Source organism: Pedococcus dokdonensis, assembly GCF_900104525.1.
Taxonomy (GTDB): domain Bacteria; phylum Actinomycetota; class Actinomycetes; order Actinomycetales; family Dermatophilaceae; genus Pedococcus; species Pedococcus dokdonensis.
The window spans coordinates 628099-646964 of record NZ_LT629711.1 but is presented as its reverse complement, the minus strand read 5'-3'; the positions used below and the strand labels follow the sequence as shown (position 1 = coordinate 646964).

The 18866-nt window shown below is 71.9% G+C and carries 14 protein-coding genes and 1 riboswitch; of the genes, 3 read left to right on the top strand and 11 right to left on the bottom strand.

All coding sequences use genetic code 11. The annotated features are described in order from the left end of the window. Window position 1: 1 nt before the first annotated feature. The 8 genes from murD to mraZ all read right to left on the bottom strand — a co-directional run bounded on the left by murD (window position 2) and on the right by mraZ (window position 10008). Window positions 2-1483 carry a UDP-N-acetylmuramoyl-L-alanine--D-glutamate ligase gene (gene murD / locus BLQ34_RS03150; protein WP_231961420.1) on the bottom strand — a complete coding sequence of 494 codons (1482 nt, stop codon included), beginning with the start codon at window positions 1481-1483 and terminating at the stop codon, window positions 2-4. Further along, complete coding sequence (gene mraY, locus BLQ34_RS03145; RefSeq protein ID WP_091781367.1) at window positions 1480-2562, bottom strand: phospho-N-acetylmuramoyl-pentapeptide-transferase; 1083 nt, start codon at window positions 2560-2562, stop codon at window positions 1480-1482. Before mraY ends, murD begins: the two co-directional genes overlap by 4 nt. After that, a complete protein-coding gene (locus tag BLQ34_RS03140; RefSeq protein ID WP_091781365.1) occupies window positions 2559-4007 on the bottom strand; it encodes a UDP-N-acetylmuramoyl-tripeptide--D-alanyl-D-alanine ligase in 1449 nt (482 codons plus the stop codon). Before BLQ34_RS03140 ends, mraY begins: the two co-directional genes overlap by 4 nt. Then, window positions 4004-5563 (bottom strand): UDP-N-acetylmuramoyl-L-alanyl-D-glutamate--2,6-diaminopimelate ligase, encoded by a 1560-nt coding sequence (locus BLQ34_RS03135; RefSeq protein ID WP_091781362.1) that lies wholly within the window; start codon window positions 5561-5563, stop codon window positions 4004-4006. The genes BLQ34_RS03140 and BLQ34_RS03135 overlap by 4 nt, the downstream gene beginning before the upstream one ends. A gap of 17 nt (window positions 5564-5580) precedes the next feature. Beyond that, complete coding sequence (locus tag BLQ34_RS03130; RefSeq protein WP_231961419.1) at window positions 5581-7365, bottom strand: peptidoglycan D,D-transpeptidase FtsI family protein; 1785 nt, start codon at window positions 7363-7365, stop codon at window positions 5581-5583. 359 nt (window positions 7366-7724) lie between these two features. Further along, window positions 7725-8387 carry a hypothetical protein gene (locus tag BLQ34_RS03125; RefSeq protein ID WP_091781353.1) on the bottom strand — a complete coding sequence of 221 codons (663 nt, stop codon included), beginning with the start codon at window positions 8385-8387 and terminating at the stop codon, window positions 7725-7727. After that, window positions 8384-9394, bottom strand: coding sequence for a 16S rRNA (cytosine(1402)-N(4))-methyltransferase RsmH (gene rsmH / locus BLQ34_RS03120; protein ID WP_091789174.1), 1011 nt, complete (start codon window positions 9392-9394; stop codon window positions 8384-8386). The genes BLQ34_RS03125 and rsmH overlap by 4 nt, the downstream gene beginning before the upstream one ends. Before the next feature lie 182 nt (window positions 9395-9576). After that, entirely contained in the window at window positions 9577-10008 is a 432-nt protein-coding gene (gene mraZ, locus BLQ34_RS03115; protein ID WP_091781350.1) for a division/cell wall cluster transcriptional repressor MraZ, read from the bottom strand. Window positions 10009-10382: 374 nt separating this feature from the next. Here mraZ and BLQ34_RS03110 point away from each other — a divergent pair, with 374 nt between their 5' ends. From BLQ34_RS03110 to BLQ34_RS03100, 3 genes are read left to right on the top strand one after another with little or no spacing between them, the layout of a single operon-like run. Continuing rightward, window positions 10383-11462: an AAA family ATPase gene (locus BLQ34_RS03110; protein WP_091781347.1), complete on the top strand. Its 1080-nt coding sequence runs from the start codon at window positions 10383-10385 to the stop codon at window positions 11460-11462. A 9-nt stretch (window positions 11463-11471) separates the two neighbouring features. Then, a complete protein-coding gene (locus tag BLQ34_RS03105) occupies window positions 11472-12734 on the top strand; it encodes a DUF58 domain-containing protein (protein ID WP_091781344.1) in 1263 nt (420 codons plus the stop codon). Continuing rightward, window positions 12731-15118, top strand: a complete 2388-nt coding sequence (locus BLQ34_RS03100) for a transglutaminase family protein (RefSeq protein ID WP_091781341.1) — start codon at window positions 12731-12733, stop codon at window positions 15116-15118. The genes BLQ34_RS03105 and BLQ34_RS03100 overlap by 4 nt, the downstream gene beginning before the upstream one ends. Before the next feature lie 92 nt (window positions 15119-15210). Here BLQ34_RS03100 and BLQ34_RS03095 read toward each other — a convergent pair whose 3' ends face one another. The 3 genes from BLQ34_RS03095 to metX all read right to left on the bottom strand — a co-directional run bounded on the left by BLQ34_RS03095 (window position 15211) and on the right by metX (window position 18730). Next, window positions 15211-16905, bottom strand: coding sequence for an RNA polymerase sigma factor (locus BLQ34_RS03095; protein WP_407946383.1), 1695 nt, complete (start codon window positions 16903-16905; stop codon window positions 15211-15213). A gap of 205 nt (window positions 16906-17110) precedes the next feature. Further along, window positions 17111-17512, bottom strand: coding sequence for a universal stress protein (locus BLQ34_RS03090; RefSeq protein ID WP_091781335.1), 402 nt, complete (start codon window positions 17510-17512; stop codon window positions 17111-17113). Window positions 17513-17593: 81 nt separating this feature from the next. Next, a complete protein-coding gene (metX, locus tag BLQ34_RS03085) occupies window positions 17594-18730 on the bottom strand; it encodes a homoserine O-acetyltransferase MetX (protein WP_091781332.1) in 1137 nt (378 codons plus the stop codon). A 17-nt stretch (window positions 18731-18747) separates the two neighbouring features. Further along, a riboswitch (SAM riboswitch) is annotated at window positions 18748-18858 on the bottom strand. Window positions 18859-18866 lie beyond the last annotated feature (8 nt).

Below are 18866 nucleotides of genomic sequence, written 5' to 3'. Positions count from 1 at the left end.
GCTACTCCCCCGTGGACCCGGCGCGGCGGGCGACCGCCGCGGCGAAGGCATCGCCCCGGGCACCGTAGTCGGGGAACATGTCCATCGAGGCCGCGGCGGGCGCGAGCAGCACGACGTCGCCCGGCTGGGCGAGCTCCGCGGCGTGCGCGACGACGGTCTCCATGACCCCAGTGTCCGTGCTCGGGACGTCCACCACCGGGACATCCGGCGCGTGTCGGGCCAGCGCCTCCGCGAGGCGGGCGCGGTCGGCGCCGATGAGGACCACGCCGCGCAGCCGTTCGGCGGCGTCGCGGACGAGGTCGTCGACCTCGGCTCCCTTCAACAGCCCACCGGCGACCCAGACCACGTGCTCGAACGCGTGCAGCGAGGCGGCCGCCGCGTGCGGGTTGGTCGCCTTGGAGTCGTCGACGTAGCGCACCCCGTCGACCTCGCCACAGTCGGCGATGCGGTGCGGGTCGGGGGTGAAGGCGCGCAGGCCGTCGCGGACCGCCAGCGGTGCCACGCCGTACGACCGGGCCAGGGCAGCGGCGGCCAGGGCGTTCGCGAGGTTGTGGGGGGCCAGCGTCGCGGCGCTCCCCCGCACGTCGTCGAGGGTGGCCAGCTCGGCCGCCGAGGTCTTGCGCTGCTCGACGAAGGCCCGGTCGGCCAGGATGTCGTCGACCACGCCGACCATCGACAGGCCGGGCGTGCCGAGGGTGAAGCCGATGGCCCGGCAGCCCTCCTGCACCTCGGCGTCCATCACCAGCTGCTCGGTGATCGGGTCCTGCACGTTGTAGACGCAGGCGACCTTGGTGCGGGCGTAGACCTTGCCCTTGGCTCGCTGGTACTCCTCGTAGGAGCCGTGCCAGTCGACGTGGTCGGGGGCCAGGTTGAGGCAGGCCGAGGCGTACGGCTCGATCGAGTCGGACCAGTGCAGCTGGAAGCTGGACAGCTCCACCGCGATCACGTCGTAGGGCTCGGGGTGCAGCACCGCCTCGAGGATCGGGGTCCCGACGTTCCCGGCCGCGGTGGCCCGCAGGCCGGCCGCCCTGAGCATCGAGGCGAGCATCTCGACGGTGGTGGTCTTGCCGTTGGTGCCGGTGATGGTGAGCCAGGGGGCCGGGCCCACGGCGGCGCGCATCCGCCAGGCCAGCTCCACCTCGCCCCAGACCGGGACGCCCGCCTGCGCGGCGGCGACCAGCACCGGCTGGTCGGGGCGCCACCCCGGCGAGGTGACGACGAGGTCGGTCTCGCCGTCCGGCAGACCGGTCACGTGGTCCGGTCCGAGGCGCACGTCGACGCCGAGGATGTCGAGGATCCGCGCCCGCTCGCCGAGCGCGGCGTTGGTGTCGGGGTCGCCACCGTCCACCGCCACCACCCGCGCGCCGCGCTCGTGCAGCGCATCGGCGGCCGCGAAGCCGCTCACCCCGAGCCCGGTCACGAGCACCCGGATGCCGCTCCAGTCGGCGCTGCCGCTGGTGAGTCCGTCGAGCCGACCGCTCACGCCGCGCCCACGACCCACTCGGCGTAGAACAGGCCGAGGCCGAGCGCGACGAAGAGCCCGGCGATGATCCAGAACCTGATCACGATCGTCACCTCGTTCCACCCCAAGAGCTCGAAGTGGTGCTGGAGCGGCGCCATCCGGAAGACCCGTTTGCGGGTGAGCTTGAACGACCCGACCTGGATGATCACCGACAGGGTGATGGTGACGAAGAGACCGCCGAGGATGACGATGAGCAGCTCGGTGCGGGTGGTGATGGCCAGGCCGGCCAGACCGCCACCGAGCGCGAGCGAACCGGTGTCACCCATGAAGATCTTGGCCGGTGACGCGTTCCACCAGAGGAACCCGAAGCAGGCCCCCATCGCAGCGGCGGCCACCACCGCAAGGTCCCTGGAGTCACGCACCTCGTAGCACTTCAGCCCGGGCGTGGTCTGGCAGTTCTGGTTGCCCTGCCAGATGCCGATCAGGACGTAGGCGGCGAACACCATCACCGACGCGCCGGTCGCGAGACCGTCGAGGCCGTCGGTGAGGTTCACGCCGTTGGACGTGCCGGCGATCATGATGTTGGCCCAGATGATGAAGAGGATCAGCCCGAGCAGGGTGCCGGCAAAGGCGAGGTCGATGCCGGTATCGCGGACGAACGAGATGCGGGTCGACCCGGGGGTGCGGTTCTTGGAGTTGGGGAACTGCAGCACGAGGATCGCGAAGACGACGGCCACGAGCGTCTGGCCGGCGAGCTTCTCGCGCGAGCGCAGCCCGAGGCTGCGTTGCTTGGAGATCTTGATGTAGTCGTCGAGGAAGCCGACCAGCCCGAGCCCGGACATGAGGAACAGGACCAGCACCCCGCTCCACGTCAGTGGCGTGCCGGTGATCGCGTGCGCGAGGGCGTATGCCGCGAGGCTGGACCCGATGATGACCGCGCCACCCATGGTGGGTGTGCCGCGCTTGGTGTGGTGGGAGGTCGGGCCGTCGTCGCGGATGAACTGGCCGTAGCCGCGCCGCACGAGGAACTTGATGAACATCGGGGTGCCGAAGAGCGCGCCCACGAGGGAGATGACGGCAGCCAGCAGCACCGCCTTCACGTCGTGCCCTCCTCGCTGTCGGCTGCGCCGCCACCGGCCAGTCTGTCTCCGAGCCACCGTAGTCCGGCATCGCGGCTGGACTTGAACAACACGACGTCGCCCGGCCGAAGTTCTTCGGCGAGCAGTGCGTAGGCGGCGTCGGCGTCGGGCACCCAGACCGCCTCGTCGCCCCACGACCCCTCGTGCTGGGCTCCGGACGCCATCGGACGTGCGGTGTCGCCGACGACGACCAGGCGCGAGATGTTGAGGCGTACCGCGAGCCGGCCGATCGCGTCGTGTTCGGCGGTGGACTCTTCGCCGAGCTCGAGCATCGAACCGAGCACCGCCCAGGTGCGCCGGGCCGGGGTCGTGTTGGAGCCGCCACGACCGCCACCCATCGCCACGAGCGCCTTGAGGGCGGCCCGCATGGAGTCCGGGTTGGCGTTGTAGGCGTCGTTGACGACGGTGACGCCGTCGGCGCGCTCCGTGACCTCCATCCGCCACCGCGATGCCGGGACGGCCGTCGCGAGGGCGGCCGCGATGTCGGGCAGCGCCAGGCCGCACTCGAGGGCCGCGGCGACGACGGCCAGCGAGTTGCCCACGTGGTGCTCGCCGTGCAGTGCGAGGGTGACCTCGGCGGCGCCGTCGGGCGTGGTCACCCGGAAGCTCGGGCGGCCGCCGTCGTCGAGCGTGATGTCGGTGGCGCGCACGTCGGCGTCGGAGGCGGTGCCGACCAGCCGCACGCGCGCCGAGGTCTTGGCGGCCATCGCGCGGACGTTCGGGTCGTCGGCGTTGAGCACCGCGAGACCGGTCTCGGGGAGCGCCTGCACCAGCTCGGCCTTGGCCACGGCGATCGCCTCACGCGAGCCGAACTCACCCACGTGGGCGGAGCCGACGTTGAGCTCGATTCCTATGCGGGGCGGGGAGATCCGGGTGAGGTAGGCGATGTGCCCGACGCCGCGGGCTCCCATCTCCACGACCAGGAACCGGGTCTGCGGCTCCACCCGGAAGACGGTCAGCGGCACTCCGACCTCGGAGTTGAGCGACCCCACCGGCGCGACCGTCGGCGCGGCCGATGACAAGACGCTCGCCAGCAGGTCCTTGGTCGAGGTCTTGCCCGAGGAGCCGGTGATGCCGATGACGGTCAGGTCGGGGTGGCGGTCGACCACCGACCGAGCGAGCGAAGCGAGCCCGTCCTGGATGTCGTCGACCACGACGCAGGGCAGCTCGTCGACCGGCCGGGTCGTCATCGCCGCGACGGCACCGAGGGCTGCGGCGGGGGCCACGAACTGGTGGCCGTCCATGTGTTCCCCGATCCGGGCGACGTAGAGCCCCCCGGGGCCGGCCTCCCGGGAGTCCGTCACGACTGGCCCGTCGACGAGGAGGGCCTCGGCCGCGGCGTCGTCCAGCCCGTGCAGGCGACCGCCGGTGACCTGGGCGACCTGGGCCAGCGACATCGGGATCATCGGGCTTCCTCCCCCGCCTCGAGCAGTGCGTCCAGCGCCCGTCGTGCCTCGTCGGCGTCGTCGAACGGGTGCACCGTGCCCGCGATCTCCTGGCCGGTCTCGTGACCCTTGCCGACGACCGCGACCACACTCCCCGGCCCGGCTGCGTGGGCGGCCCGGACCGCCTGCTCGATGGCCACGGCTCGACCCTCGACGTCGTGGAGCTGCGCGGTGGTGCCCGCCGCGCGGGCTCCCTCGAGCACCGCGGCGCGGATCGCCGCAGGCAGCTCGGACCGCGGGTTGTCGTCCGTCACCACGACCACGTCGGCACCCTCGGCCGCGGCCCGGCCCATCGCGGAGCGCTTGCCACGGTCGCGGTCTCCCCCGGCGCCGAGCACCACGACGAGGGTGCCCGTGGTCGCAGGACGCAGCGCCTTGAGCGCAGCCGCCACGGCATCGGGGGTGTGCGCGTAGTCCACGACGACCAGCGGCAGGTCGTCGACCGATCCGGCCGCGCCGGATGCCTGGGGCACGACGCGCTCCATCCGCCCCGGGACGTGGGGGTCGACGAGGAGCGCGCGCTCGGCGTCCTCGGCCGCGATCCCGCCGGCCAGCAGGGCCAGCGCGGCCATGGCGGTGTTGACCCGGTTGAAGTCACCCGGCAGCGCCGAGCGCAGATGCATCGTCGTGGACCCGTCGGAGAGCGTGAAGCGGGCCGGGTCGTCCTCCTCCGCCACGAGCCGCCAGTCGGCATCGACCTCGGGCCGCGAGGTCAGCGTGGTGACCGGCACGGTGGCGAGGCCGGCCAGCTCCTGACCCCACTCGTCGTCGACGCAGACGATGCCGGTGCGGGCCCGTTGCGGGGTGAACAGGTCGGCCTTGGCCAGGAAGTAGTCCCGCATGGTGGGGTGGAAGTCGAGGTGGTCCTGGGACAGGTTGGTGAAGAGCGCGACGTCGTAGACGACCCCGTCGACGCGGTGCTGGCTCAGGGCGTGGCTCGAGACCTCCATGACGCAGGAGTCGATGCCACGCTCGGTCATCACGGCGAGCAGGGCGTGCAGCACGGTGGCCTCGGGGGTCGTGCGGACGCTCTTGATCCGCTCGTCGCCGATCCGGGTCTCGACCGTGCCGATCAGCCCGGTCGTGTGGCCGAGCGCCGTGAGCGCCGAGTTCACCAGGTATGCCGTCGTGGTCTTGCCGTTCGTGCCGGTCACCCCGAACATCCGCAGGGGCAGCTCCGTGGTCCCGTAGACCACCGACGCCACCCGGCCGACCTGGCTGCGCGGGTCGGCCACCACGACCCTGGGCAGGTCGACGCCGTCGGCGTCGAGGGTGTCCGCTCCGTCCGAGTCGGTCAGGACGGCGACGGCGCCCGCATCCCGTGCCCCCGCGGCATACCTCGCGCCGTGCGCGTTGGACCCCGGAAGGGCGGCGTAGAGGTCACCCGCGACGACGTCCTGCGACGCCAGCGTCACCCCCGTGACCGGGGCCTCCGCACCCACCCGGGTGCCCCCGACGAGGGTCGCGACCGCCTCCAACGTGGTGGCGTGCGGGGACGACGGACGGGGTGATGGCACGGACAGCGAGCCTACCGTCAGCGGGAGGCGCCGGTGGACCCCGACCTGCGGTCCCGGATGACGCTGGTGTCGCTGGCGGCGGGCGTCTTGTCGGCGTGGATCGTGGCCACCGGCGACTTCGTGCCGGTCGGCGGGATCTGCAGCTCCTGCAGTGCGTAGGTCATGACGTCGTGGAACACCGGGCCGGCGACGGCACCACCGAAGTAGCCCTTGATCGGTCGCTGGAGCGTGACGGCCACCACGATCTGGGGGTCGTCGGCCGGCGCGAACCCGATGAAGCTCGCGGTCTTGCCCGAGTAGCCACCGACCCGGGCGTCGTAGCGGTCGGCCGTGCCGGTCTTGCCCGCGACGCGGTAGCCGGGGATCTTGGCCTCTGGCGCGGTGCCCTCCTTGCCGACGACCCCCTCGAGCATGTCGCGCACCTGCTTGGCGGTCTCGGGCGAGACGACCTTGACGGGCTTGGCCTTCTCGGCCGGCGTCATGCCGCCCTTGCCGTCACCGGTGGCCGCGACGATCCGCGGCGGGATCCGGACCCCGTCGTTCGCGATGGTCTGGAACACCCCGGCGGCCTGCAGGGCGTTGACCGACAGGCCCTGGCCGAACAGCACCGTGTAGCGCTGCGAACCGTTCCAGTCCTTGACGTTGGTGAGCAGGCCCGGACCCTCGCCAGGGAAGCCCATGCCCGAGGTCTGGCCGAGCCCGAACTTGCGGAAGTAGTCGTACATCGTCGACGCCTTGACCTTCTCGCCGGCCAGGATGGTGCCGATGTTGCTGGACTGCGCGAGCACCCCGGCGAAGGTGAGGTACTCGGTCGGGTGGTCGTGGCTGTCCTTGAACTCGGTGCCGACCCGGTGGATCCGGTTGGGCACCTCGACCACCGTCGACGGGGTGACCACGCCCTGCTCGAGCGCGGCCGCCGCCGTCATCACCTTGCCGGTCGACCCGGGCTCGTAGACGTCGTTGAACGCCTTGTTGGTCCAGTTCTCGCTGGACTGGCCGGGCTGGTTGGGGTCGAAGGTCGGGTAGGACGCGACCGCCAGCAGCTCACCGGTCTTGACGTTCTCCACGACGACGGTCCCGGAGAGCGCCTTGGTCTCGATCACCTTCTGGGCCACGGCGTTCTGCGCGAACCACTGGAGGTCGGAGTCGAGGGTCAGCTGCACCTCGCGCCCGGGCACCGGGTTGATCGTCTCCTGGCGGGCGTTCGGGATCGGTCGGCCGTCCTGCGACTGCTCGAAGATCGTCTTGCCCGCCTTGCCCTTGAGGGTCTTGTCCATCAGCACCTCGAGCCCACCGCCGGCCGTGCCGTCGGACTGCACGAAGCCGACCAGCGCCGAGGCCGCGGTCGAGGTCGGGTAGACGCGGTCCGACGTGGCCTCCGAGTAGATGCCGTTGATCCCGAGCTCGGAGATCTTGCGCCAGTTCAGGGGGGTGACGTTCTTCTGGAGGATCCGGTACCGGGCCTTGCCGTCGAGCTCCTTGGCGAGCTGGGCGACCGGGATCCCCAGGAGGGGCGACAGGTCGGCCGCGGCGCCGGCCACGCCCACCTTGGTGCGCACCCCGTCGACGGTCTTGACGTACTCGGGGACCGCGGTCTGGTCGACGGTGACGGTGCGGCGCTCGATGCTCGAGGCGAGGATGGTGCCGTTGCGGTCGGTGATGGAGCCACGCAGCGCCGGCAACGGGATCGTCGCCGTGCGGGAGGACTGTGCGTCCTTGGACACCGCCGAGGCGTCGAACCCCTGCAGCCGCAACAGCTGGGCGCCGAAGATGCTGAAGACGAAGAGCACAGCGACCGTCATCGTGCGCATCCGCCGGCGAGGGCTGGAGCCGTCGAGGCTGACCTTGCGCCGGCCGGGCTTGCGCGGCGGGGGCGCGGGGCGGCTGGCCGTCGGCCGGGCCTTCGCCCTGGTCGGCTTCGGACCCCGGCCCGGGTTCGCCGCCCGCGGCTGCGCGGTCTTGGGGTGCGGCGCGCCCTCGCGGGCACCGCGGGACGGCCGGGACCCCGAACGCGTCGCGGAGGAGGAACGCTGGGACGCAGTGGGGCGCGGGGCTCCCGGGCGGGTGCCTCGGGTCTGCGTCACTGGGTACCTCGCGTCCTGTCTGGTCGTTCTCGTGGTCCGTGCCGTGGGTGCTGAGCAGGTGCCGGGGTCGAGCGCTGCTAGCGGCGGGTGGTGGTCGGCTTCTTGACCGGCTTCTTGGTCGTCGTCGTGCTGGTCGTCGTCCCGGTCTTGGCGTTGACGCTGGTCACGGTGGTCACCACCGTGCCGTCGGCCTTGGCCACCACCACGGTGGTCGTCGTCACGTCCCCCTTCTTCGTGACCTTGGTCGACGGGCCGGCGGGCTTCGTCGTCGCCGGCTTGCCGGTCGTCGCGGTCCGCGCCGAGGTGGCCGCAGGCGCCGTCACCACGGTAAAGCCGCGGCCCTTCTTGGCCGGCTTCGCCACGCCGAGCACCTTGCCGTCCGAGAGCCGCAGGAAGGCGGCGGAGTCGGCGGGCACCATGCCGAGCCTGGTCGCCCGCGTCGCGAGGTTCGCGGGGCTGCGCTGGGCGTCGATGGCCTGGGTCAGCGCGTCCTGGGTGTCGGCGAGCTCGCCGGACGTGGACTGCAGGTTGTGCAGCGTGAAGGAGCCCTCTGCCATGGCGGTGTTGAGCATGAGCAGGCCGACGAGCCCCGCGCACAGCAGGGTCATGCACAGTGCGGCGAAGACGCCGTTGCCGGGCTGGCCGACGGCGGCCGGCACCACCCGCAGCGGCTGCGGGGGCGCGACCCGCCGGGCCGGTGCCCGAGGTGCGACCCTCGCCGTCGCAGTCTGCTGGCTCATCGGTGCGTTCCCTTCGTGGTGGCGTCAGTGGTCTGGGTGCTCTGCGTGGAGCGGGTGCGCTCGGCGGCGCGCAGGCGCACCGAGGCGGAGCGCGGGTTGGCCGCCTGCTCCTGCGCGCTCGCCTCCTCGGCGCCGCGGGTGAGCAGCCGCAGGTATGCCGCGTGCTCGGGCAGCTCGACCGGCAGGCCCTCGGGGCTGCTGCCCTTGGCGCCTGCGGCCAGCACCCGCTTGGTGATCCGGTCCTCGAGCGAGTGGTACGAGAGCACGGCGATCCGCCCACCGACGGCCAGGGCGTCGATGGCCCGGGGCAGGGCCGACGCCCAGACCGACAGCTCGGAGTTGACCTCGATGCGCAGCGCCTGGAAGGTGCGCTTGCCCGGGTGTCCCCCGCTCTTCTGCGAGGCAGCGGGGACGACCCGCTTGAGGAGCTCCACGAGCCGGGCCGAGGTCGTGAACGGCTCGGTCTCGCGCTCGCGCACGATCGCCCCGACGATCTTGCGGGCGAACCGCTCCTCACCGAACTCGCGGAGCACTGTCTCGAGCTCCGCCGGCTCATAGGTGTTCAGCACCTCGGCCGCGGTCAGCCCGGCCGACTGGTCCATCCGCATGTCCAGCGGGGCGTCCTGGCTGTAGGAGAAGCCGCGGTCGGCCTCGTCGAGCTGCAGCGAGGAGACGCCCAGGTCGTACAGCGCGGCGTCGACGTGGTCGACCCCCGCCTCCGCGAGCGCCCGCGGCACGTCGTCGTAGACGGCGTGCACGAAGGTGACCCGGCCGGCATACGGCTCGAGGCGCTGCGCCGCGAGGGCCAGCGCCTCCTGGTCCCGGTCGATCCCGACGACCCGCGCACCCGGACAGCGCTCCAGCACCGCCTCGGCGTGCCCGCCCATGCCCAGGGTGCCGTCGAGGTAGACCGAGCCGTCGTCGGACAGTGCGGGAGCCAGCAGCTCGACGATGCGGTCGCGAAGGACGGGAACGTGCCGGTCGGCGGCCATTCCTCGTGCGTTCATCGACATCTCCTGCTGGACGGTGCTGTGCGGTGCTGCTGGCTGGGTGCTGCTGGCTGGGTGCTGCTTCTCGGTGGGGTGGCCCTGCGGTCAGGTCCCCATCCGCTCCAAGGGATGCGGCCCGGGACGGGGGAAGGCGTCTCGGGACACGGAGCGGCTGGAGACCTGGCTCCAGGGCCACGGGGTCAGAGGAGTCCGGGGATGACCTCCTCGGACTGGTCGGAGAAGCCCTGCTCGGTGGACTCGAGGTAGGCGTTCCAGGCGGTGGTGTCCCACACCTCGACGCGGGCGCCGGCCCCGATCACCGTGCACTCACGGGTCAGGCCGGCGTAGGCCCGCAGGTTGGCGGGGATGGTCACGCGGCCCTGCTTGTCGGGCACCTCGTCGGAGGCGCCGGACAGGAAGACACGGGTGAAGTCCCGCACCGCCTTGCTCGTGGTCGGCGCGGCCTGCATCTGCTGGGTGACCTTGAGGAACTCGTCCATCGGGAAGACGTAGAGGCAGCGCTCCTGACCACGGGTCACGACCAGTCCGTCGGACATCCGCTCACGGAACTTGGCGGGCAGGAAGAGACGGCCCTTGTCGTCGAGTCGGGGGCTGTGCGTCCCGAGAAACATCGCGCCCACCTCCTCCCCTGCGACTCCGCGACCCTTTCGAGGGCCCCACGGCCCTCTGGTTTCCCCCACTTTACTCCACCGTTACCCGCCAAGTCTGCAGATTCGCCGGATTTCTTCCTCGCCGAGCCCTGTTTTCGCAGGTCAAAGCGGTGGTGGAAAGTGGTGAAGATCTTCGCACCCAGATCATGCTGGTCTCCCGCGCCGCGCACGATCGGCCCTCGACAGCGCGCTGGACGACCGATCCGGCCCGGTGGGCGGCCCCGAACCACCGGCGACCCTCCCTTCGCAGGTCACGAGACGGCATACCCCCTGTTTTGGTGGTGCGTTGTGGGGGAAGATCGATCGACCACCCGGAGGGGCGCAGAGTGGCGGCCATGGGGACGACGGAAGGACAGCCGGTGCAAGGCAGGCACGAGGACGACGGCATCACCCAGGCGAACCCCCCGGCACCCGTGGGTGCCGGCACACCCGAGAGCCTGCTCTCCCTCCCGGCGGGGTCGCCCGCCTCCCTGGGACAGGTGAGCGAGGTCGCCGGCCGGCTGGCCCGGGCGATCAACTCGGTGATCGAGGGCAAGCCAGACGTGGTGCACACCGCCATCACCGTGCTGCTGGCCGAGGGCCACCTGCTCCTCGAGGACGTTCCTGGCGTCGGCAAGACCATGCTGGCCAAGACCCTCGCCCGCTCGATCGACTGCTCGGTGCGACGGGTCCAGTTCACCCCCGACCTGCTGCCGAGCGACATCACCGGTGTCAGCGTCTTCAACCAGGACGTCCGCGACTTCGAGTTCCGTCCCGGCGCGATCTTCGCCAACGTCGTCGTCGGCGACGAGATCAACCGCGCCTCACCCAAGACGCAGTCGGCGCTGCTGGAGTCGATGGAGGAGGGCCAGGTCACCGTCGACGGACAGACCTACGACCTGCCCAAGCCGTTCATCGTGATGGCCACCCAGAACCCGATCGAGATGGAGGGCACCTACCCCCTCCCCGAGGCGCAGCGCGACCGGTTCATGGCCCGCATCTCGCTGGGCTACCCGTCCTCGCGCGCCGAGGTCGCCATGCTCGACAGCCACGGGCAGGTGTCGCCGCTGGAGACCCTCAAGCCGGTCACCGACGCTGCCACCGTCTCGGCGATGGTGCGCGCGGTCCGCTCGGTCTTCACCAGCGACGCCATCAAGCAGTACGTCGTGGACCTCTCGGCAGCCACCCGGTCCAGCTCGGCGCTGCGCCTCGGCGCGTCACCGCGCGCGACGCTGCACATGCTCCGGGCGGCCCGGGCGCACGCCGCCCTCGAGGGACGCGACCACGTGCTCCCCGACGACGTCCAGTCGATCGTGCTGCCCGTCCTGGCCCACCGCATCATCCCCACGGGCGAGACGCAGCTGGCGCGGCGCAGCACCGGTGAGGTCCTGCAGGACCTCATGCGGCGCGTGCCCGTCCCGGCCTCCGGGCGCTGAGGCGCCGCCGTGCGTCGACTTCGCGACCTCCTCACGACCCGCGGTCGGGCGTTCGTCGCGGCGGGAATCACGTTGGTGCTGTGCGGGATCGTGCTGGGCTTCACCGACCTGACCCGCATCGGCGTGCTGCTCATCGCGCTACCGCTGCTCAGCGGGCTGTTGATGCGCCGGCACGACCTGCGGTTCGCCCTGGAGCGCACCGCCGTGCCGGGGAGGATCCAGGTCGACGAGCAGTCGCTGGTCACGCTCGGCATCGAGAACGCCGGCGGTGGCACCAGCCCGTTGCTGATGGCCGAGGAGCAGCTCGACTACGCGCTCGGAGACCGGCCGCGGTTCGTCGTGCCCCGGCTGCGGCGGGGTGACCGCCAGGAGGTGCACTACGCGGTGCGTTCGCACGTGCGCGGCCGACACCGGCTGGGTCCGCTCGGCGTGCGGCTGCGCGACCCGTTCGGGCTGAGCACCCGGGTCGCCGCGATCTCCGGTTCGAGCGACATCCTCGTGCTGCCCCGGATCATCCCGCTCGGTGGAGGGCAGCCTCCCGGCAGCGGGGTGGGCGCCGAGGGCGCCATCCCGCACATGGTCGCGCTGCACGGCGAGGACGACGTCTCCATCCGCGCCTACCGCGACGGTGACGACCTGCGCCGGATCCACTGGCCGGCCACCGCCAAGACCGGCGAGCTGATGGTGCGGCAGGAGGACCGCCCGGCCCGCCGTCGTGCCGCGATCGTCCTCGACTCCCGGTCCAGGGGCCACCACGGCTCCGGCACCTCCGGGTCCTTCGAGTGGGCCGTGACGGCCTGCGCGTCCGTGTCCGCACACCTCCTCGACCAGGGGTATGCCGTGCACCTGATCAGTGACGAGACGGCCGAGGACAGCCGGGCCGCCAGCGCGATGGAGGTCGACCCCCTGCTCGACGTGCTCGCGATGGCCGAGACCGGCAGCGACGACCAGTTCGGCGACGTGCTGCAGTCCGCCCACCCCGTCACCGCCTCCGGGGGGCTCGTCCTCGCGGTTGTCACCGACCTCGACGAGGAGCTCGCCCGCCGGGTGGCTTCCCTGCGCCAGCCCGGAGGGACGGCGCTGGCCATCGTGCTCGACCCCGACGGGTTCACCGCCACCCGACGGCACCGAGCCGGGGGCGGCACCGAGCTCGCCTGCGTGCCGGTGCTGCGCGGAGCCGGCTGGACGGTCACGGTGGTGGGGTCGGGCGACGACCTGCCCTCGGTCTGGGGCGTGCTCTCCGGCTCCACGCACCGGGTGGGTGTGGCATGAGCCGCGGACGCCTCGCCGACTCGCTGATCGCCGGCGCCGCCTCCGGGGTCGTCGCGTGGCCGCTGACCACGCTGTTCACGCCGGCCACCTGGGTCCGTCCGACCCTGGCCATGGTGCTGGTCGTCGTGGTCGTCGGGGTCGTCGGCCGGATGGTCACCACGTCCTGGATCGCCATCGCCGCCGCCCAGCTGGTCGGGGTCGTGCTGGCCGCCGGCTGGATCTACGGGCGCGGCCACCTCTGGTTCGGCCTGCCCTACTCCGACACGGTCCTGGCCTTCAACCGGTTGCTCGTCGACGCCCGCGAGACCATCCAGAACTACGCCGCCCCGGCACCGACCACCCGAGGCATCACCCTTGCCGTCGGCCTGGCCATCGGCGTCGTCGCGATCATCGTCGACCACCTGGCCGTGATGCGTCGCTCGCCGGCCCTGGCCGGGCTGCCGCTGCTCACGGCGTTCCTCATCTCGGCGTCGAACTCCGGCAACGCCCTCAACCCGATGTTCTTCGTGGCGGCCGGCGCCGTGTGGCTGCTCATGCTGGGACGCCAGGGCATCGCCTCCCTGCGCCGCTGGAGCACCACCGTGCCGATGAGCACCACGGGACGGCGCAGCTCCGAGGACCACGACGGCGCCTACGGCTATGCGGCGGTCGGACGCAGCCTGGCGGTCGCCGGGCTGGTCGCCGCCGTCGTCCTGCCCGTCGTCATCCCCCACTTCCCGACCCGCTACCTCATCGACGGCCTGGGTCGCTCGAGCGAGGCCACCGGGTTCAGCGACGGACAGATCGGGCTCAAGTCGACGCTCGACCTGACCAAGAGCCTGAAGAGCCCGTCCAAGGCCCCGGTGCTCAGCTACACCACGAACGCCGCCATCCTCACCCCGCTGCGGGTCGGGGTGCTCGACACCTACCTCGGCGACAACTGGCGCCCCGAGCCCTCCGACGTCGACTACGGCCGGCGCAGCACGGTGGCGCTCCCGGACGAGCTGGGCGCGGACGTGCCCCGCGAGACCTACCGGATCTCGGTCGAGGACTCACGCATCGAGGCTCCGCAGATCGCCGCGCCCACCCCGCTCGTCACGGCCGACCTCGGCCGGGTCACCTGGGGACTGGACCGCAACACCTCGGTCGCCGTCGTCAACCGGTCGGCCCGGTCCTACAGCTTCACCTACCTCGCGCTCAACCCTACGCCGGAGTCGCTGGGCCAGTCGCGGCAGGGTGAGACCGGTGGCTTCCTGCGCGAGGACCTGCGCGTCGACCCCGAGTCGCAGGACCTGGTCAGCCGACTGGTCGACGAGGTCGTCCCCCAGGACGCCAGCCGGATCGAAGCGGCGCGGGCGATCCAGAAGTACCTGCGGGCCGACGGTGGGTTCCGCTACTCGCTCGACCTGCCCGAGACGGTGAAGAACGACCTCGGCCAGGACGAGCGGCCCGACGCCATCAGTCTCTTCCTCCGGTCGAAGGTCGGCTACTGCGTGCAGTTCGCCACCGCCATGGTGATGATGGCCCGCGAGGCGGGGATCCCCGCCCGGATGGCGATCGGCTTCCTGCCCGGCACGGCCGACCGCGGCACCTACACCGTGCGCGCCTCCGACGCGCACGCGTGGCCGGAGCTGTACTTCGACGGCATCGGCTGGCTGCGGTTCGAGCCGACCCCGTCCGGCACGCAGAACACCGTCGCCCCGCCGTACTCGCTGGCGCCGACCACCCCGGGCACCGACCCCACCTCGACCAGCACCGCCACCGGTGGGTCCACCGCGAACCCCACCCGGCCCGACGGAGCGAACGACCCCGGTGCCACCGACCAGGCCGAGACCACCGGCGGCACCTCCGGGGGCCTCGGGTGGCTGGGTCCGCAGACCCGCCTCGTCGTGCTGTGGGTGCTGCTCGGACTCGTGGTCGGGCTGCTCGGGTCACTGGCCGTCCCGCTCGCCGCGCGCAGCCGATTCCGCCGCAGGCTGCGGCACGCGCCCGACGAGAAGACGCGCGTCGAGATCGAGTGGCAGGCGATGACCGAACGGATCGGTGACCTCGGCGTCATCCCGCCCCGCGGCAGCACGCCCCGCCAGGCCGGGCGGTTCTACCAACGCGAGGCCTACCTCGAGGGCGACCAGACCGAGGCCCTCCACCGTGTCGTCGACGGGGTGGAGCGGTCCCGCTACGCCCCGCCCGGGTCCCTGGTCACGGACATCCGCACCGACACGCAGGCGGTCGTCAAGGCGGTGTCGGGCGTGCGCCGGCGCAAGGACCGGCTGCGCGCCACCTGGTGGCCGACCGAGGGACTGCTCGAGTGGCGCGACCGCCGGGCCGCCGTGGCCCGCGTCCTGCGCCGCCCGTACGACCGGTTCCAGGACTGGCGCGACGCCCGCCGCGACTACCGCGCGTAGCTGCCGCCCCGGCATACCGACCGCACGACGAAGGGCCCCGAGAATCTCGGGGCCCTTCGTGGTCACCGGTGCCGACGAGGCGGCACCGTTGCTCAGTCCAGGTAGTCCCGCAGGACCTGGCTGCGGCTCGGGTGACGCAGCTTGCTCATCGTCTTGGACTCGATCTGGCGGATCCGCTCGCGGGTCACGCCGTAGACCTTGCCGATCTCGTCGAGCGTCTTCGGCTGGCCGTCGGTCAGACCGAACCGCATCGAGACCACCCCGGCCTCGCGCTCCGACAACGTGTCGAGCACCGAGTGCAGCTGCTCCTGCAGGAGCGTGAAGCTCACGGCGTCAGCCGGGACGACTGCCTCGGAGTCCTCGATCAGGTCACCGAACTCGCTGTCGCCGTCCTCACCGAGGGGGGTGTGCAGCGAGATCGGCTCGCGACCGTACTTCTGCACCTCGACGACCTTCTCGGGGGTCATGTCGAGCTCCTTGGCGAGCTCCTCCGGGGTGGGCTCCCGCCCGAGGTCCTGGAGCATCTGGCGCTGCACGCGGGCCAGCTTGTTGATCACCTCGACCATGTGCACCGGGATGCGGATGGTGCGCGCCTGGTCGGCCATCGCGCGGGTGATCGCCTGGCGGATCCACCACGTCGCGTAGGTCGAGAACTTGTAGCCCTTGGTGTAGTCGAACTTCTCGACCGCACGGATCAGGCCGAGGTTGCCCTCCTGGATCAGGTCGAGGAACAGCATGCCGCGACCGGTGTAGCGCTTGGCCAGCGAGACCACGAGCCGCAGGTTGGCCTCGAGCAGGTGGTTCTTGGCCTTCTTGCCGTCCTGGGCGATCCACCAGAGCTCGCGCTTGAGCTTCATCTCGATCTTGTCGCCCGAGTTGAGCCGCTCCTCGGCGAACAGGCCGGCCTCGATCCGCTTGGCGAGCTCGACCTCCTGCTCGGCGTTGAGGAGGGCGACCTTGCCGATCTGCTTGAGGTAGTCCTTGACCGGGTCGGCGGTGGCACCAGCGGTCACGACCTGCTGGACCGGCGCGTCGTCCTCGTCGTCGTCGCGCAGGACGAAGCCGGAGCCCTCGTCCTCGTCGTCCTTCTTGTCGTCCTCGGTCTCGTCCTCGACCACGACGTCCTCGAGCTCGGACTCGACGACCTCGGTGGGCTCGGCCTCGTCGGCGTCCTCGTCCTCGGCGTCCGGACCGGCGCCGTCGGGCTCGTCGCCCTTGGCCGTGGCCTTCGCAGCGGTCTTCGCCGTCGACTTGGCAGCTGTCTTCTTGGCCGCGGGCGCCGGCTCACCGGCAGCGGCGGCGGCCGCCTTCTTGGTCGTCGTCGCCTTGGCCGGAGCGGCCTTCTTCGCCGTGGCCTTGGCCGCGGTGGCCTTGGCGGCTGGCTGGTCCGCCGCCGCACCGTCGTCCTTGGCAGTCGCCTTGGGCGCGGTCCTGGTCGCCGTCTCCGCCTTGGCGGCCGGCTTCGCGGGGGCCTTGGTCGCGGTCTTCGCGGCGGCCTTCTTCGCCGGCGCGGTGGCCGTCTTCTTGCGGGTGCTGGTCGCCGCCACGGCACGGGTGGCCGTCGCGGAGTCGAGGGTCACGTGGATCCCCTGCTCGTCCAGAGAGCGCAGCACGGCCTTCATCCGCTTGGGCGCGATCTCGGCCCCCTCCAGCGCTGCCCGCAGCTGGGCGCTGTCCACGGAGCCGTTGGTGCGGCCCTGCTTCAGCAGCTTCTGCAACGCGGGGTGGGAGAACTCCGGGGGGAGAGACGGAGCGGGGCTCGCAGCCTTCTTGGACACAGGCGACACGGACTACCTTTCGTCGCGGACTCGCGGCACGGCGCACGTCATCACAGCCATGCCGGAGGGGATGTCTGTGACAACAACAGCGGAAGCGGAAGTATTGCCGAGGCCGGTCGAGTTGGACCCTGTCGAGACCTCGTGGGTGACATTGTAAAACGAGATGCCCCCAGATCCCGCATCGGCACCACGCGGGACTCCCGGATCGCTCGGCTCAGGCGTCTGCCTTGACGGCCAGCACCGGGCAGGAGGCGTCGAGGAGGATCCGCTGGGCGTTGGAGCCCAGGATCAGCTTGCCCACCGGTGTGCGCCGGCGCAGGCCGATGACGATGAAGTCGGCGCCTTCCTCCTCGGCCACGGCGATGAGGTCCTCGGCCGGCTCGTTGCCCCGGACCAGCTGGCGCACCTCGTGCTCCAGGCCCTCCTCGTCGAGCTCGCCCTGGATCCGCCTCAGCTCCTGCTCGAAGCGGTTGGCCTCGTCGCCGTCGAAGTCCCGCCCACCACGCTGGGAGTTGATGACGATGAGCTTCGACTTGCGAAGCAGCGACTCGTCAGCGGCGCGGCGCAGGGCTGCGCGCCCCTCCTTCGTCGGGACGTATCCCACCACGATGGCCACGGGACCTCCTGTGATCGTTGACCGGAGCGACATTGCCCTGGCGGCAGCACCGCTGGCCCGACCGTACCGGAAATCCGCCGGTCAGGCAGGCGCTGCGAGCACCTGCCCCACGATCGCGCCCACCTGCTCGATCTCGATGAGGAAGCCGTCGTGGCCGTAGTCGGAGTGCACCGTGTGCAGCCGGCTGCCCGGCACGGCAGCGGCGATCTCGTGCGACAGCCGAGGAGGGTAGAGCCGGTCGGAGTCGACGGCCACCACGACCACCTCGGCGGTCACCCGCGCCAGCGCGGCGGCGACGCCGCCACGTCCACGGCCGACGTCGTGGGAGTTCATCGCCTCGGTGAGGACGACGTAGGAGTTGGCGTCGAACCGTCCGGCGAGCTTGCCCGCGTGGTGGTCGAGGTAGGACTCCACGGCATAGCGGCCGCGCCCGCCGAGCGGGTCCTCGGACTGCTGCGGCTCACGACCGAAGCGCTCGTGCAGCTCCAGCTCGCTGCGGTAGGTGACGTGCGCGATCCGGCGGGCGATCCCGAGGCCGGTGTCGGGGCCGGTGGGGTGGTCGTAGTAGTCCCCACCCCGGAACTCGGGGTCGGCGCGGATCGCCAGCAGCTGGGCCTGGCACCAGCCGATCTGCTCCGCGGTGGCGTATGCCGTGCTGGCCAGCACGATCGCCGTGCCCACCCGCTCGGGGTGCGTGACCGCCCACTCGAGGGCGCGCATGCCGCCCATCGACCCGCCGAGCACGGTGTGCCAGCGCGCGACCCCGAGCGCGTCGGCCAGGAGGAGCTCGGTCTGGACCTGGTCGCGCACGGTGACGAAGGGGAACCGGCTCCCCCACGGGGTCCCGTCGGGTGACGGGCTGGACGGGCCGGTGCTGCCCTGGCACCCGCCGAGGACGTTGGCGGCCACGACGAAGTAGCGGTCGGAGTCGAGCGGCTTGCCCGGCCCGACCAGCCCGTCCCACCACCCCGGCGTCGGGTGACCCGGCCCGGTCGGACCGTCGACGTGGCTGTCGCCGGTGAGCGCGTGCTCGACGAGCACCGCGTTGTCACCGGCGGCGTTCAGCTCGCCCCAGGTCTCGTAGGCGACGCGGACGGCCGGCAGCACGCCCCCGCGCTCCAGCTCGACGGCGCCGAGGTCGACGAACCGGCGGCGGCCGACGGGGTCACCGTCGCGCCAGGCCCCGGAGGTCGCCCGCGGTGGGGAGGTCGTGGTCATCGGAAACTGCTCCTGTGGCGTCGCGCTTGCCGCCCAGGTGAGGGTCGGCCAGGTCATCACCCGGGGCACCCCACCGCGAGGAGGGTTGCCGCCCAGCAAGCCGGGGCTTGGCGCTGGGACTCATCACCTGCGGCCA